The 12,676-nt window shown below is 43.2% G+C and carries 14 protein-coding genes; 2 read left to right on the top strand and 12 right to left on the bottom strand.

Features of this window, described 5'->3' with window-relative positions; all coding sequences use genetic code 11:
* Positions 1-22: 22 nt before the first annotated feature.
* Genes DW738_RS02240 through DW738_RS02225 form a run of 4 tightly spaced genes read right to left on the bottom strand, consistent with a single transcriptional unit; the run spans position 23 to position 3,833 of the window.
* Positions 23-1,306: a glycosyltransferase gene (locus DW738_RS02240; protein WP_123160210.1), complete on the bottom strand. Its 1,284-nt coding sequence runs from the start codon at positions 1,304-1,306 to the stop codon at positions 23-25.
* Positions 1,266-1,922, bottom strand: coding sequence for a hypothetical protein (locus tag DW738_RS02235; RefSeq protein ID WP_123160209.1), 657 nt, complete (start codon positions 1,920-1,922; stop codon positions 1,266-1,268). Before DW738_RS02235 ends, DW738_RS02240 begins: the two co-directional genes overlap by 41 nt.
* A complete protein-coding gene (locus DW738_RS02230; RefSeq protein ID WP_123160508.1) occupies positions 1,915-3,057 on the bottom strand; it encodes a glycosyltransferase in 1,143 nt (380 codons plus the stop codon). Before DW738_RS02230 ends, DW738_RS02235 begins: the two co-directional genes overlap by 8 nt.
* Positions 3,057-3,833, bottom strand: coding sequence for an SDR family NAD(P)-dependent oxidoreductase (locus DW738_RS02225; RefSeq protein WP_123160507.1), 777 nt, complete (start codon positions 3,831-3,833; stop codon positions 3,057-3,059). The genes DW738_RS02230 and DW738_RS02225 overlap by 1 nt, the downstream gene beginning before the upstream one ends.
* 164 nt (positions 3,834-3,997) lie before the next feature.
* Between DW738_RS02225 and DW738_RS02220 the strand changes: the two genes are divergently transcribed.
* Both DW738_RS02220 and DW738_RS02215 read left to right on the top strand, forming a co-directional pair.
* Positions 3,998-4,450: a DUF3290 family protein gene (locus DW738_RS02220; RefSeq protein WP_023023123.1), complete on the top strand. Its 453-nt coding sequence runs from the start codon at positions 3,998-4,000 to the stop codon at positions 4,448-4,450.
* Positions 4,447-5,079, top strand: coding sequence for a DUF421 domain-containing protein (locus DW738_RS02215; protein ID WP_123160208.1), 633 nt, complete (start codon positions 4,447-4,449; stop codon positions 5,077-5,079). The genes DW738_RS02220 and DW738_RS02215 overlap by 4 nt, the downstream gene beginning before the upstream one ends.
* Positions 5,080-5,689: 610 nt before the next feature.
* Here the strand turns inward: DW738_RS02215 and DW738_RS02210 are convergent.
* The 8 genes from DW738_RS02210 to DW738_RS02175 form a co-directional block, all read right to left on the bottom strand.
* Positions 5,690-6,100: a hypothetical protein gene (locus DW738_RS02210; protein ID WP_042507507.1), complete on the bottom strand. Its 411-nt coding sequence runs from the start codon at positions 6,098-6,100 to the stop codon at positions 5,690-5,692.
* 56 nt (positions 6,101-6,156) lie between these two features.
* Positions 6,157-6,522 carry a hypothetical protein gene (locus DW738_RS02205; protein WP_123160207.1) on the bottom strand — a complete coding sequence of 122 codons (366 nt, stop codon included), beginning with the start codon at positions 6,520-6,522 and terminating at the stop codon, positions 6,157-6,159.
* Positions 6,523-6,773: 251 nt separating this feature from the next.
* Entirely contained in the window at positions 6,774-7,559 is a 786-nt protein-coding gene (locus DW738_RS02200) for a Sua5/YciO/YrdC/YwlC family protein (RefSeq protein ID WP_123160206.1), read from the bottom strand.
* Between the two features lie 95 nt (positions 7,560-7,654).
* On the bottom strand, positions 7,655-8,245 hold the full coding sequence (gene leuD / locus DW738_RS02195) for a 3-isopropylmalate dehydratase small subunit (RefSeq protein ID WP_123160205.1): 591 nt from the start codon (positions 8,243-8,245) through the stop codon (positions 7,655-7,657).
* Positions 8,246-8,255: 10 nt separating this feature from the next.
* Positions 8,256-9,638 carry a 3-isopropylmalate dehydratase large subunit gene (gene leuC, locus DW738_RS02190; protein WP_123160204.1) on the bottom strand — a complete coding sequence of 461 codons (1,383 nt, stop codon included), beginning with the start codon at positions 9,636-9,638 and terminating at the stop codon, positions 8,256-8,258.
* Between the two features lie 2 nt (positions 9,639-9,640).
* On the bottom strand, positions 9,641-9,910 hold the full coding sequence (locus DW738_RS02185; RefSeq protein ID WP_023026767.1) for a DUF1294 domain-containing protein: 270 nt from the start codon (positions 9,908-9,910) through the stop codon (positions 9,641-9,643).
* On the bottom strand, positions 9,907-10,944 hold the full coding sequence (gene leuB, locus DW738_RS02180) for a 3-isopropylmalate dehydrogenase (RefSeq protein WP_023026766.1): 1,038 nt from the start codon (positions 10,942-10,944) through the stop codon (positions 9,907-9,909). The genes DW738_RS02185 and leuB overlap by 4 nt, the downstream gene beginning before the upstream one ends.
* A gap of 11 nt (positions 10,945-10,955) precedes the next feature.
* A complete protein-coding gene (locus DW738_RS02175; protein ID WP_023026765.1) occupies positions 10,956-12,518 on the bottom strand; it encodes a 2-isopropylmalate synthase in 1,563 nt (520 codons plus the stop codon).
* Positions 12,519-12,676: the final 158 nt, after the last annotated feature.

The raw sequence follows: 12,676 nt of genomic DNA, 5'->3' as shown, positions 1-12,676 counted from the left end.
GGAGTCCCCCCCTCCACTTCTTCTATAACTTCACTTTCAATAGTCTCTCTATTTCTTGATAAAGAATCTTTGTTGGCTGGTAGCCTTTGCTTTTCTGAGCAAGAGCCTTTAAGTGTGACCAATCTTCCCGAGAAACCAATTCATTAAATAAGCCCAAGACTTCAGATTCCGTCTTTTTACGAGAAACTAATCCTACTTGGAATAACTCAGCCCGAACCGCATTGTCAAACTGGTCATAGTCCTGGGGCAAAATCAGACTTGGAATGCCCTGCTCAATACAACCCATCAGGATCCCTGCACCTGCATGATGAATAGCAAAATCCATCTGTTCCAAAACATCTGAATAAGGGAGGTAATTAAAGATCAGAAGATTCTCCGATAAGATTCTTGGTGGATGCTCCAAACCACTAGAGTCGCCTAAGGTTACGTAAAAGACATAGTCAGGATGTTCTTTGCTCAATATCTTTGCCAACTCCACCATCCGCTCTTTTTCCCATTTTAAATGAGTCCCGCAAGTAACGAAGACACGCTTTTTAGAGCTAGTAAGATACTGCTTCTGTTCTTGAGAAAGTCGGTCAAAAGATAGACAGCGATAACCAACCCATTTGAGCTGGGGTGGAAAATCGTCTCGAAACTCCAACTCTTTCATCCCCAGAGCTAAGATTGAGTAGGGAGAATAGACTGCTTCTGACCCGTCTTCACGGTACAATTTGAAATCCGCTAGGGTAACGAGATTCTTCTTAACTAGCGCAAGTCCAACTTTCTTTGCCAGACGGATAACTTTCCTGCCCATTGCATCTCTCCACTTGTAGAAGATTCCCTGGTGTGGTTTCCAGCCACCTAGATAAGCAGGGGTAGTCGTGCGACTCTCAATCGCTACTGGACTTGGAATGGTCGTAATCCAGGGAATGCCCAAACGATCTGCTAAAACTCCAGCAGGAGCTGCTACAAAATCTGCAATAACCAAGTCAGGGCTTCCCTCAGAGTCCCAAATTCGATTTATTTCGTCGAAAACTTCAGGGACCAGTCTGCTATTGGCCATTAATTGTTGGTACATGATAAATAGATTTGCTTGCTTTGACGTATTCGCTATATCTTCCATCACTGTCGGACGATCAGGAAACAAGGCAAGGCAGTCAAAACCAATCCGCTCAACCAATGACTTTTTCTGAAAACCTGTAATAACACGGATCTGAAAACGCGGATCCTCCAGCAAGGGTTTCACCAGGGTCAAGGTTGGAAACAAATGGCCACTAAAGGGGACGCTAATCACATCGATTTTTATCACTTTTTCTAATCCAGTCATAGATGATTCCTTTCACATCTTCTCTGTACTCATAGCTATAATGATCCGTATCCACTTGAATATCCGCTGAGTGGCGATCCAGAATACGTGAATAAGGATCTTTCTTTCCTTTGATGACCAGTAGCTCTAGTTCTTTTTGATTTAAGAGAAGATGGGAAACCGGGCCAAGCGCTATCACACGCAATCTTGGAAGGGTGACCTGATTCCCTAAACTTCTGAACCACTGGGTCAGCATATTGACACCTGAACTCTTACAAACAAGAACTACTTCCTGCGCTTCCAACAAGGGAGACAAGTGCTCCTGTAACAACTTTTGGAAACGAAGGTTCAAAATCGTATGCCAATAGTAGATGATATTGGATGCAGAAGCTGACAAGAGGGATACTTGTGGAGACTTTATATGTTCAAAATCTTGATTGAAGGGGAAATTACTGGCTACCACTGAATAGCCAGATGGACAAATTGCATGGAGGAGGTCTAGTTGCCCAGCTGTCAGCCCAGCACAAGTGATATCACTGCTCCCACTAAGAAAGAGGACCAAGCGATCAGAGTCTAGCATGGTCTGATCAAGAGACAAAGCAGACAAACGGTCTAGATAGGACTTCATCTTACTCATAACGAATTTTTCCATCCGTCACACGAATCTTCCGCCCCCGCCAATTAATCACAGGAGGAGTCACTAGAACATAGACAAAGAGCCAAGGAAGCAGGAGATCATTTAGTACTTCGTAGGTGACTTCATCCAAGTGTAGGCGATTGGGTAGAATGCTTTGTCGATAGAGGAGCATCCATACTGCCTTGAATAGTAGTAAACTCAAGCCTAGAAGAAGATAAGGCCAACCTAAAAACAGACTTAGGATGAAGCCTGGAAGAGGCAGAAAACTCGGTAAGCCAATGAGGCAAAAGACCTTCCAATCCAGGTGTTCTTTGAGATAGATAGAGCTAAAGAGAAGCCAACGCTTCATCTGAAGCAAGTATTGCTTGGCGTCCTTAATAGTGGTTCGAACATTGCAGGTGACACGCGTTTGGATAATGGATACTCCTTTACTCCTTAAAAAATCGGCCACAGCTAAATCATCACATAGATAATCCTTAATCGCTGTGAAGAGCCCCTGCTCTTTTGCAAGTTCTACCGGTAGGATATAAAACATCCCGTTGATGGAGTGATTCGCCTCAACTTCTGCCATGGTAAAATAGGTAATAAAGGAATTGCCATTGACGAATGCTGCAACCAGCTTGGACCAGAAATTACTTCTTTCTTGGTTATAGGGAATACCTGTCAGAATGACCTCTTGACCCAGATAGGTAGTCAGCTCACCCATTTTAGAAAAATCAATCACACTATCATCGTCCAAAACAATCAGGTAAGGCCGGGTCAGCTCCTCTACAACCTGCTCAATCTTATAACTCTTTGGATTAATCCCTTGAGGGACGTCTTCAATGAGAAAGATTCGAATGCGTTTGTCAAATGAAGCATCTTGACAAATCTGATCTGCTACTCGCTGGGCTTCTGTATCAGACTGGTCAATCAACCAGTAGAATTCTACTGCTTCTGTTTGCTGGAGATTGGCCCGCAAATCACTCTCTAAACGAGGATCCCCAGAGAGGATGGGTTGGACCACCGTAAAAAGCTCTTCTGGGAAGTCCGCAAGATGAGCCTGACCTTTTTTATAATAAGTGAAGGACAGCAACCAACGGATGAGAAATAAGAGAAGATAAGCAACGCCTAAAAGTATAACTATAAAATTCATCATCTATTAAGTCCCTTTCTTAAATACCTTGCAAGGAGACGAATGATCCATCTGTTTGGAAGTAGCCGACCAAGCCAAACTAGCAAGCGATAGCGAAGACCGATAACAGCATAGGAACTATTCCTTTCGATGAATCGGATCAACTGTTGAGCGACTTTCTCAGGCTTCATCTGCAAGCAACTGCCTCCCAATGCTTCTACTAGTTTAGGAGGAAAAATAGCTGTTTGGACTGGTCCAAGAATATAGAGACCTAGCTGGACCGGAGAATCTGATTGCCTTAGTTCCTCCTGGAGAGCAAGAGTATAGGTCTGCAAGGCAGCCTTGCTGGAACTGTAGGCTGCTAGATAGGGATGAGGAAAAAGAGCTGCCAGAGATGACAGCTGGACCAGCTGGATCTTCTGATTTTTCTGCACTAACTTTTTGATTAACTTGACAGGAGCATGGTAATTGATTTGCCAGAGATCTTGCTCATCTGCTGTGGCTAGATAGCTGCCTAGGGAAAAATAGGCTACCCCTGCACAATTGACAAGAAGATCTGCATCTAGGTTCTCTACAAAAGCTTCAAGATCCATCTGATCTAGCATATCTAATGTTAGGATTGACAGCTGCGCCTTGCTCCCAGTTAGTTCCTCTTGGACTTGGGAGAGTTTGTCTGAATCACGACCTACTAAGACCAGTTGATCCAGACTTCTCGCTAGTTCTTTCGCTAGTTGCCGGCCAATTCCTCCTGTAGCCCCTAAAATGATCGCTTTTTTTATTGTATCTTCCATCTTCATAGCTCTAGTGTACCAAATTTCGATTAGATAGGAAACTCCTACTGCCATTTCCAACCTTTAAGCTACAATCCATACCTTAAAAAATGAGAATTTCACTTTTAATCATTGAAATAGGGATTGAAATAGTTTATAATGTCTTGAATTATTAAAAGAGAGGGATTTTTATGAAATTCTATTCCTACGACTATGTACTAAGTCAGATTAGCCAGCAAAATTGGGTCATTGTTATTATGTCTATCCTCTTAGTCTTAGTAACGGCTTTTTTCGCCTTTAAGGCTTATAAGGATAAACGTGGAAGTAAGTTCCGTGAATTATCTATCATTTCTGTGTTAATCTTAGTAGCCTTTGTTTTGATTAGTATTTCAAACTTCCAAAACAAAGAGTCCAATGACAATCAGTTCCGTACGTCCTTGCACTTTATCGAGGTTGTTTCAAAGGAATTGGGTGTTGATAAAGAAGAGGTCTATGTTAATACTTCAGCTACAACCGATGGAGCCATTATTAAGGTAGGTGACCAATTCTACCGTGCCATTAGTGGAACGGAGCCAGATAGCTATTTGCTTGAAAAAATGGATTTATATAAAACAGATGTCGAACTGGTGGAGGTTGAAAAATGATAAGCTTTTTTGCTACAATTGCGATTAAATTGGCCTTGGGGCTTCTGTCTCTTGTTTTTGTTATCAATGTAACAGGTAAAGGAAATCTAGCACCAAGTTCTGCAGTAGACCAAATACAGAACTTTGTGCTTGGGGGTATTATTGGTGGGGTTATCTACAATAGTTCTATTCCCATTCTTCAATATGTCGTCATCCTCATCATCTGGACGATTTTGATTCTGTCACTCAAATGGCTTAATACCAATGTATCCTTCATCAAACATCTGATTGATGGAAAACCAACCATTATCATTAAAAACGGAAAATTAGATCCAGAAGCATGTCGTTCAAAAGGGCTTTCTGCTTCTGACGTCGCTCTTAAGTTGCGTTCTCAAGGGATTTTCCAATTGAAAGAAGTTAAAAGAGCCGTCATCGAGCAAAATGGCCAACTCATTATTGTGCGAATGGGAGATGAAAATCCCAAGTACCCAATTATTACAGATGGTGTGGTCCAACTAGAGATCTTAGAGACCATCGGTAAAACTGAAGAATGGCTTATGGCCGAACTGAATAAAAAAGGATTTGTAAATGTCGATGATATCTTTATCGCTGAGTATGACAAGGGTGAGATTAATGTCGTGACTTATTAAAAAGTTACTTCAACTCCTACTCAATCAAAAGAGGCTGGGACAAAAGTCCCAGCCTCTCAATTGTCTTTGGATTGTCGAGCAAGACGCAGTGGTTGAGTGGACTCTACTACGCTGATTTCATCAGCTTTTACAGCCCTACTCAATTGTACGGAGGTGGGACGACGAAATAGAATTCTAACGAATTACCGATTTCTGTCCCACTCTCTTTTATCTTCTGTCTATTTCCCAACCGTACTTCTATAACTACTTGCTGTTAAGCGATCAAATAGGAAAGGTCGGTTTAAAAACTACTGCAACTGTGATGATTACAAATAGTAGCAACATTAAAAAAGTCAGAGCGAACAAGCAAAGGAACACGAGCCTATCTGCAGCTTTGTTAAACTCATTCATCAAAGTCACTAGGCCAATGGAATCAAGCAGAAATAGCTAACTAATAAGATTCCTTTAGGGATGATAGCAAGTAAAACAGCTCCCTCTTTGAGAGGTTTATGACGAGCCAACCACTTTAACTCTGAACAAGGAGAAAATCGAATTCATCAAGCGCTGGCTTGTTATCTATACTTTAGCCTCAGTATAAATACCTTGTTTTTTGTTTTGAAATAAATATGCCTTATAAGGAATCGACTATATCCTTAATAATCTCCATAGGTTTGCTTTTCTTACGACCATTAACGGTTTCAACGATATTATAAACTTTTAAACGATTGTCAGTACCGAAGACAAACTCAAAACGAAAATTACGGCCGTTTGGTGCCGTTGTATCAAATTCTGTTTTATATTTATCATGAATGGGACTAACTGGAAATTTATTAAAGAGCAAACGGCGTTTCTCTCCGGCTTCTTTCAGACAGTTTTCTAACTCCCGACAATAGTTATAAAACATCTGATAGAGGTCTTCTTCCGAAATTCTTCTTCTAAAAACTAATGATTTAAAATCCCAAAAAATTCTGCGCGGGATTTCAATGCTAAATGAAAATCCCTCTTGATTGATTCTTTCTAAAAATTCATCTCTTGTAATCATAGAACCACTTTCTCTTTTTTCAATCTGTAGTATACCATTATTATTTCTATACCTAGTCATTCCATAATGAAATCAAGCAGATCCATCAAGGTGAGTTTCTTACGACCATTGACTGTCTCAAATAGATTATAAACTCTTAGTTGTTGATTCTTTTTGAAAACAAACTCAAACCGGAACTCCCGACCATTTGATTCGACTACATAAAATCCGGTATTATACTTACCCTTCAGCTCTAATTCATGCATTTGCCGGTCTTCTATCTCCCTACAAAGTGAAAGAAATATCTGATAAAGCTGCTCTTCAGAGAGCTTTTTTCTTCGAACCAATGACTTGAAGTCATTATATCCCCACCATGGGATTTGGGTATTGAATGAAAAGCCTTCCAGATTCACTTTATCTATAAATGCTTTTCTAGAAATCATACTAATTCCCCTTCTTTGGAATAGCTTTTGACTCTATTATACCATCTTTTATTGTTTCACAAAAAGAGGCTGGGACAAAAGTCCCAGCCTCTCAATTGTCTTTGGATTGTCGAGCAAGACGCAGTGGTTGAGTGGGATCTACTACGCTGATTTCATCAGCTTTTACAGCCCTACTCAACTGTGCGGAGGTGGGACGACGAAATCGAATTCTATCGAATTACCGATTTCTGTCCCACTCTTTACTCTATTTCTTAATAGTACTCCCCTTGACGGTAGTTCCAAGAGTTGAAATGATCGGACAAGTGCATCATGATCTTATCGATATCCAATCCTTTACGGATCACGACTGGACAAGTATTGACAGAGCGGCTACCTGCTCCTTGTTCTGGGATGAGGTTTCCTTCTGCATCCACCATTGATACCATCACCCCTTGTTCATAACGCGTTTCAATGGTCTTGTCTGGTTGGATAGAGGCTACATAGTCATCGGCTTCGATGACCAAATCCACAGCACCTTCGATACGCTCACCGATTCCTTGGACCTTCCCACGGTTTCCTTTGCCTGAAGGGTTAGCTGAAGAGGCGTAAACCATCTTGCCTTCTTTTTCCCACATTTCTTTGGCGATTTGCTCACCAGCTTTACCAAATTTGATGACAAAACAGCTGGTTCCACGAACGTCTGTCATGAGTTCTTCGCGTCCATCTCCGAAGGCTTGTAATTTTGCATAGGCATCTTCACGCCAAGGAAGGATACAACCAAGCAAGATATCTTCGTCCCAATGTTTTTGGTAGAAGGCATCGATTTCAGGGTTCAATTGTGCAAGGGCGCGGAGTTCATCCATGCTTCCACAAAGAACGACACCTGGTTTGTTGCGGTTGCGTTCTTTAGCTTCGAACTTCCGTTCCAAGCCGGCCTTGTCACTGGTCATAATAATGTAACCGACTTTTGTAGGGCAGACGATACAACCTCCCGCTCCTTTAAGAATGTCAAATCCTTCTTGTGAAAGTGTTCCGTCCCATTGAATGTGTTTTGTCATAAATTTCGTCCTCTTCTATTCTTTTTTTCTATTCTATCAAAATTACCAAAAAGCTTCAATATATTTTCTGAAAATTCTTAATTAACTATACAATTTTATTGCCAATAAACTGGCCGTTGCTTTTCATAAGCGGCAATCAAGTCCTCATATTGAAGTGTAATGCCAATGTCATCTAGACCATTGAGCAGTTTGTGCTTCCAATCACCATCGATCTCAAATCGAAACTCTCCAACTGGCGAGATAATCTTTTGCTCTTCTAAATCCACCGTCACTGGATCTGTCGGCTTCAAGCTGGCTAGTTTTTGTCGAACCTCTAAGGGCTGAACAATCGGAAGCATCCCATTATTGAGTTCATTATTGTAATGGATATCTCCGAAGGATCCGGCGATGACGACTTTAAAGCCATAATCAGCCAAGGCCCAGGCTGCATGTTCCCGAGAGGAACCTGCCCCAAAATTGTCACCAGTGATCAAAATGGTTGCCTTGCGGTATTCCAGCTTATTAAAGATAAATGTTGGATCCTCGGTATAGTGATCGTCCAAATAGCGCCAAGCATACATGAGGTATTTGCCAAAGCCTTTTTTATCAATCAGCTTTAAGAATTGCTTGGGGAGGATTTGGTCGGTATCGATATTATCGTTCATTAAGGGAACGGTTGTCCCCGTATAAATGGTAAATTTCTCCATGATTCCTCCTTTACTGGACTTCGGGCATTTGGCGCACATCGACAAAGCGTCCTGCTATTGCCGCTGCAGCTGCCATAGCAGGGCTACAGAGATGGGTCTTGGCCCCAAACCCTTGGCGGTCTTCAAAATTTCGGTTGCTGGTAGAGGCACAGTGGACCCCATCTGGAACCTTATCTGGATTCATTCCTAGACACATAGAGCAACCTGGATCACGCCATTCAAAGCCTGCATCTATAAAGATCTTGTCCAAGCCTAACTTTTCAGCAGCCTGCTTAACCGGACGAGAACCAGGTACGACAATGGCTGTTAAGTTGGGCGCAATCTTTTTGCCTTTCACAAACTTGGCTGCCAACTCCAAATCGCTGAGACGCGCGTTGGTACAAGATCCGATAAAGATATAGCCTAATTCAATGTCTGCTGGTTTTTGGCCAGGTTCTAGATCCATATAATGATAGGCCCGCTCATCATTCATGTCACGAATCTCTGGAAAGGAAGTTTCAAAGTCCACTCCCATGGAAGGATTGGTCCCCCAAGTCACCATCGGAGCTAAGTCAGATACATCCATACGGATGACCTTGTCATATACGGCATCGTCATCACTGACCAAGGTCTTCCAGTCCGCTACTGCAGCTTCAAAATCTTGTGGCACACATTCACGACCTTCTAGGTAATCAAAGGTCTTTTGGTCTGGATTCATGATTCCCATCTTAGATCCAAATTCAATGGACATATTGCAGATGGTCATCCGCTCTTCCATGGTCAAGCGATCAATCGCTTCGCCCCGATACTCTACGACATAGCCAACGCCGCAGGCAACACCGTAACGCGCTATCAAAGCTAGGATGTAATCCTTTGAATAGATCCCTTTTTGCGGGGTTCCGGTGAATTCGACCAACATCTTCTTGGGTTTGACCTGCCAGATGGTCTGGGTGGCAAAGACATGCTCTACCTCACTGGTTCCAATTCCAAAGGCAATTGCACCGAAAGCGCCATGGGTTGCGGTATGGCTGTCTCCACAGACAATGAACTTTCCAGGCTGAGTTCGTCCAGTTTCAGGGCCCACCATATGAACGATTCCTTGTTTTTCTGAACCGTGAGCCGCATGATCAATTCCAAAATCTTTAACGTTTTCAGCTAATTTATCAATCTGAGCCTTGGAAATCACATCCCGGATATCATAAATGTTAACCGTTGGGACATTGTGGTCAAAGGTTCCAAAGGTTAAATCTGGCCGTCGAACCTTGCGTCCTGCATCCCGTAATCCCTGAAAGGCTTGGGGACTGGTGACCTCGTGGATATAGTGTTGGTCCACATACATGAGTTGGGGCTGGCCTTGCTCACCGGTCACTACATGCCGTTCCCAGATTTTATCAAAAATTGATTTTCCTGCCATCCTTACCTCCATAAAGCGTAGAGTGTGTATAGGGTGAGAAGCGTTCCTAAGAGCCAGGTAACTTTAAAATACCATTTCTGTGTTTTGTGATGAAAGAGGAGCCCTCCAGTCCAAGCCCCTAGCCCCCCAACTGCAAAAGCATAAAAGAGCAAGGTCTTTTCTGGTATCCGCCAGTCATTTCGTTTAGCCTTTTCCTTATCAACTCCGTAGAGGATCCCTACGAAGAGATTCCATAGAAGGATCAAGCCCGTAATCATTCCTTTTACACTCATAATCGTTTTATAATTTCTTCTGTCATTTCTTTTGTCGAAGCTCTGCCTCCTAGGTCTCTAGTAAAGATCCCTGCAGCAAGAGTCGCCTCTACGGCTTCTTCAATTCGTCTAGCGTCTTCTTCTCGATCAAAACTTTCTCGCATCATCATGGCAACAGAGAGGATCATCGAGACTGGATTCGCCACGCCCTGACCCGCAATATCTGGAGCTGATCCATGAATAGGCTCATACATACTTGGCCCTGACTCCGAATGACTAGCCGATGGCATGACGCCAAGAGTTCCAGATAAGACACTGGACTCATCAGAAAGAATATCTCCGAAAAGGTTTTCCGTCACGATGACATCAAAGCGTGACGGATTAGTAATCATGAGCATGGCTGCTGAGTCTACCAACTGGTGCTCCAAGGTCACATCCGGGAAGTCTTGAGCCACTCGATCTGCAACTCTTCTCCATAGTTTAGAGGTTGCGAGGACATTTTGCTTATCAATGCTAGTGACTTTCTTACGGCGTCCACGCGCAATCTCAAAAGCCTTACGTACGATACGCTCCACTTCTTCAAGAGAGTAGTCATTGATATCCCGTGCTTGATCTTCTTCTAAGATATGATCTCCAAAGTAAATCCCGCCTGTAAGCTCACGAACCACTACGAAATCCACACCTTGAATGCGATCCTCCTTCAAAGGTGACAAGTGCTTGAGGGCATCATAAATTTTAACCGGACGTATGTTAGCATAGAGGTTGAGCTCCTTACGAAGGGCCAACAAACCTTGTTCCGGACGAATCGGTGCTTGGTCATACTGGGGACTTCCGATAGCTGCTAAGAGAATAGCATCAGCTTCCTTGCTAGCTTCTAGAGTAGAAGCTGGTAGAGGATGACCAGCCGCATCAATCCCAGCTCCACCAAATGGATGCGCTTGGACTGAATAGTCAAAATTTGTTTTTTTTGCCACTGCTTTCAGTACGGACAGGCCAGCCTCCATAATCTCTGGTCCTATTCCGTCTCCTGCAAGGGCGACAATTTTCTTCGTCATAGTGTTCTCCTTTAGGCATCGGGCAGATCACGATAGGATACAATGTGGCCAATCTCTCCAGCATTCTCTTTTTGCACCAAGGTATTAGCATTGATATAGGCAATTGCTGAGGCCTTCAATACGTCAAAGTCTAAACCAGAAGCGTTAAAGATGGTATCTGTCGCTTCATTCTCAACAGTAACCAGCACACGCGCTTGGGCATCAATCCCATCTGTCACCGCATCAATGCTGTAAGAGGTCAGACGAACTTCTTGGTGGAAGAATTGATCAATAGCGTTAAAGATTGCTTCCACTGAACCTTGACCTTTGGCAAGATATTCAAGAACTTCACCATCTTCATTTTTCAGGCTGACTGTTGCAGTGATGCTTTCATCTTCGTTCGTTGTGAGGCGAAGATCATCAAAATGGAAGCCTTCTGGATTTTCCACTGCTGTACCGGCAACAAGGGCGCGGATATCAGCGTCTGTGATCTCGTGTTTCTTATCTGCCAGAGATTTGAATTTCGCAAACAATGGCTGGATGTCTTCTTCTGTGAATTCCAATCCCAACTCATGCAGTTTTTCGACAAAGGCGTGCCGCCCTGACAATTTCCCAAGAGGAAGGCTATTGCTCTTGACACCCACCAACTCAGGCGTGATGATTTCATAGGTAAGAGGATTTTTAAGAACGCCGTCTTGGTGAATCCCAGACTCGTGTGAGAAGGCATTGCCACCAACAACTGCCTTGTTTTTAGGAATTGGAATACCAGAGTAACGAGAGACCAACTCAGAAGTGTTGATGGTTTCATTGAGCACAATCGGACTGTCAACCTGGTAATAGTCTTCCCGGATATTGAGGGCAACCGCCACTTCTTCAAGCGCAGCATTTCCAGCCCGTTCACCGATTCCATTGATGGTTCCTTCGACACGACCAGCTCCATTCTTGACAGCGGCGAGGCTATTAGCAACTGCCATCCCTAGATCATCATGGCAATGAGGAGAATAGATGATCTCGCGGTCTGTTTTGACATGGTCAATCAAGTATTTGAAAATCGCGCCATATTCTGCTGGTGTCGTGAAGCCGACCGTATCAGGAATATTGATATAGCTAGCCCCTGCATCGACTGCAGTTTGAACGACTTGCAAGAGGAAATCCAATTCCGTCCGAGTCGCATCTTCCGGTGAGAACTCCACAATCTCAAACTTAGAACGTGCGTAAGAGACGTGCTCTTTGATAGCCTCAAGAATTTCTTCCTTGGTCTTGTTGAGTTTAAACTCCCGGTGAATCGGACTGGTTGCGATAAAGACGTGAACTTGCGGATACTTAGCATCTTTCAAGGCTTCATAACAAGCATCAATATCGGATTTGACCGAGCGAGCCAAACCCGTCACAGCAGTCTTGGTCAAGGTCTTTGCAATTTCCTGCACAGCTGTGAAAGAATCGGGACTGGCTGCTGGAAAACCTGCTTCGATAGCAGAAATGCCCCACTTCTCCAATTGCTTGGCAATGGCAATCTTTTCTTTGATGGAGAAATTGACTCCAGGAGTCTGTTCGCCATCCCGAAGACTGGTATCTAAAAATTCAACTTTACGCATAGGGTCTCCTCTTTTCTAAACATAGTGAATAAAATAAAAACATCTCGCCAGTTACCTAAGCGAGATGTTTTGTTACTCCCGCTTGGTAAGCCAAACAGGACTAATGCTTTTGCACTAGCCCGAATACCTCAACAACAAAGCAAATTGAATAAACTTAG

The sequence above is a fragment of the Streptococcus sp. AM28-20 genome (assembly GCF_003603595.1).
Taxonomy (GTDB): domain Bacteria; phylum Bacillota; class Bacilli; order Lactobacillales; family Streptococcaceae; genus Streptococcus; species Streptococcus ilei.
The sequence above is the reverse complement of the archived record's forward strand: the minus strand, read 5'-3'. Positions and strand labels throughout refer to the sequence as shown.

What these genes read in the sequence shown, in the direction of transcription:
- DW738_RS02240 (WP_123160210.1), bottom strand. Translation starts at nt 1,306, where the DNA reads ATGACTGGATTAGAAAAAGTGATAAAAATCGATGTGATTAGCGTCCCC.
- DW738_RS02235 (WP_123160209.1), bottom strand. Translation starts at nt 1,922, where the DNA reads ATGAGTAAGATGAAGTCCTATCTAGACCGTTTGTCTGCTTTGTCTCTT.
- DW738_RS02230 (WP_123160508.1), bottom strand. Translation starts at nt 3,057, where the DNA reads ATGAATTTTATAGTTATACTTTTAGGCGTTGCTTATCTTCTCTTATTT.
- DW738_RS02225 (WP_123160507.1), bottom strand. Translation starts at nt 3,833, where the DNA reads ATGAAGATGGAAGATACAATAAAAAAAGCGATCATTTTAGGGGCTACA.
- DW738_RS02220 (WP_023023123.1), top strand. Translation starts at nt 3,998, where the DNA reads ATGAAATTCTATTCCTACGACTATGTACTAAGTCAGATTAGCCAGCAA.
- DW738_RS02215 (WP_123160208.1), top strand. Translation starts at nt 4,447, where the DNA reads ATGATAAGCTTTTTTGCTACAATTGCGATTAAATTGGCCTTGGGGCTT.
- DW738_RS02210 (WP_042507507.1), bottom strand. Translation starts at nt 6,100, where the DNA reads ATGATTACAAGAGATGAATTTTTAGAAAGAATCAATCAAGAGGGATTT.
- DW738_RS02205 (WP_123160207.1), bottom strand. Translation starts at nt 6,522, where the DNA reads ATGATTTCTAGAAAAGCATTTATAGATAAAGTGAATCTGGAAGGCTTT.
- DW738_RS02200 (WP_123160206.1), bottom strand. Translation starts at nt 7,559, where the DNA reads ATGACAAAACACATTCAATGGGACGGAACACTTTCACAAGAAGGATTT.
- leuD (WP_123160205.1), bottom strand. Translation starts at nt 8,245, where the DNA reads ATGGAGAAATTTACCATTTATACGGGGACAACCGTTCCCTTAATGAAC.
- leuC (WP_123160204.1), bottom strand. Translation starts at nt 9,638, where the DNA reads ATGGCAGGAAAATCAATTTTTGATAAAATCTGGGAACGGCATGTAGTG.
- DW738_RS02185 (WP_023026767.1), bottom strand. Translation starts at nt 9,910, where the DNA reads ATGAGTGTAAAAGGAATGATTACGGGCTTGATCCTTCTATGGAATCTC.
- leuB (WP_023026766.1), bottom strand. Translation starts at nt 10,944, where the DNA reads ATGACGAAGAAAATTGTCGCCCTTGCAGGAGACGGAATAGGACCAGAG.
- DW738_RS02175 (WP_023026765.1), bottom strand. Translation starts at nt 12,518, where the DNA reads ATGCGTAAAGTTGAATTTTTAGATACCAGTCTTCGGGATGGCGAACAG.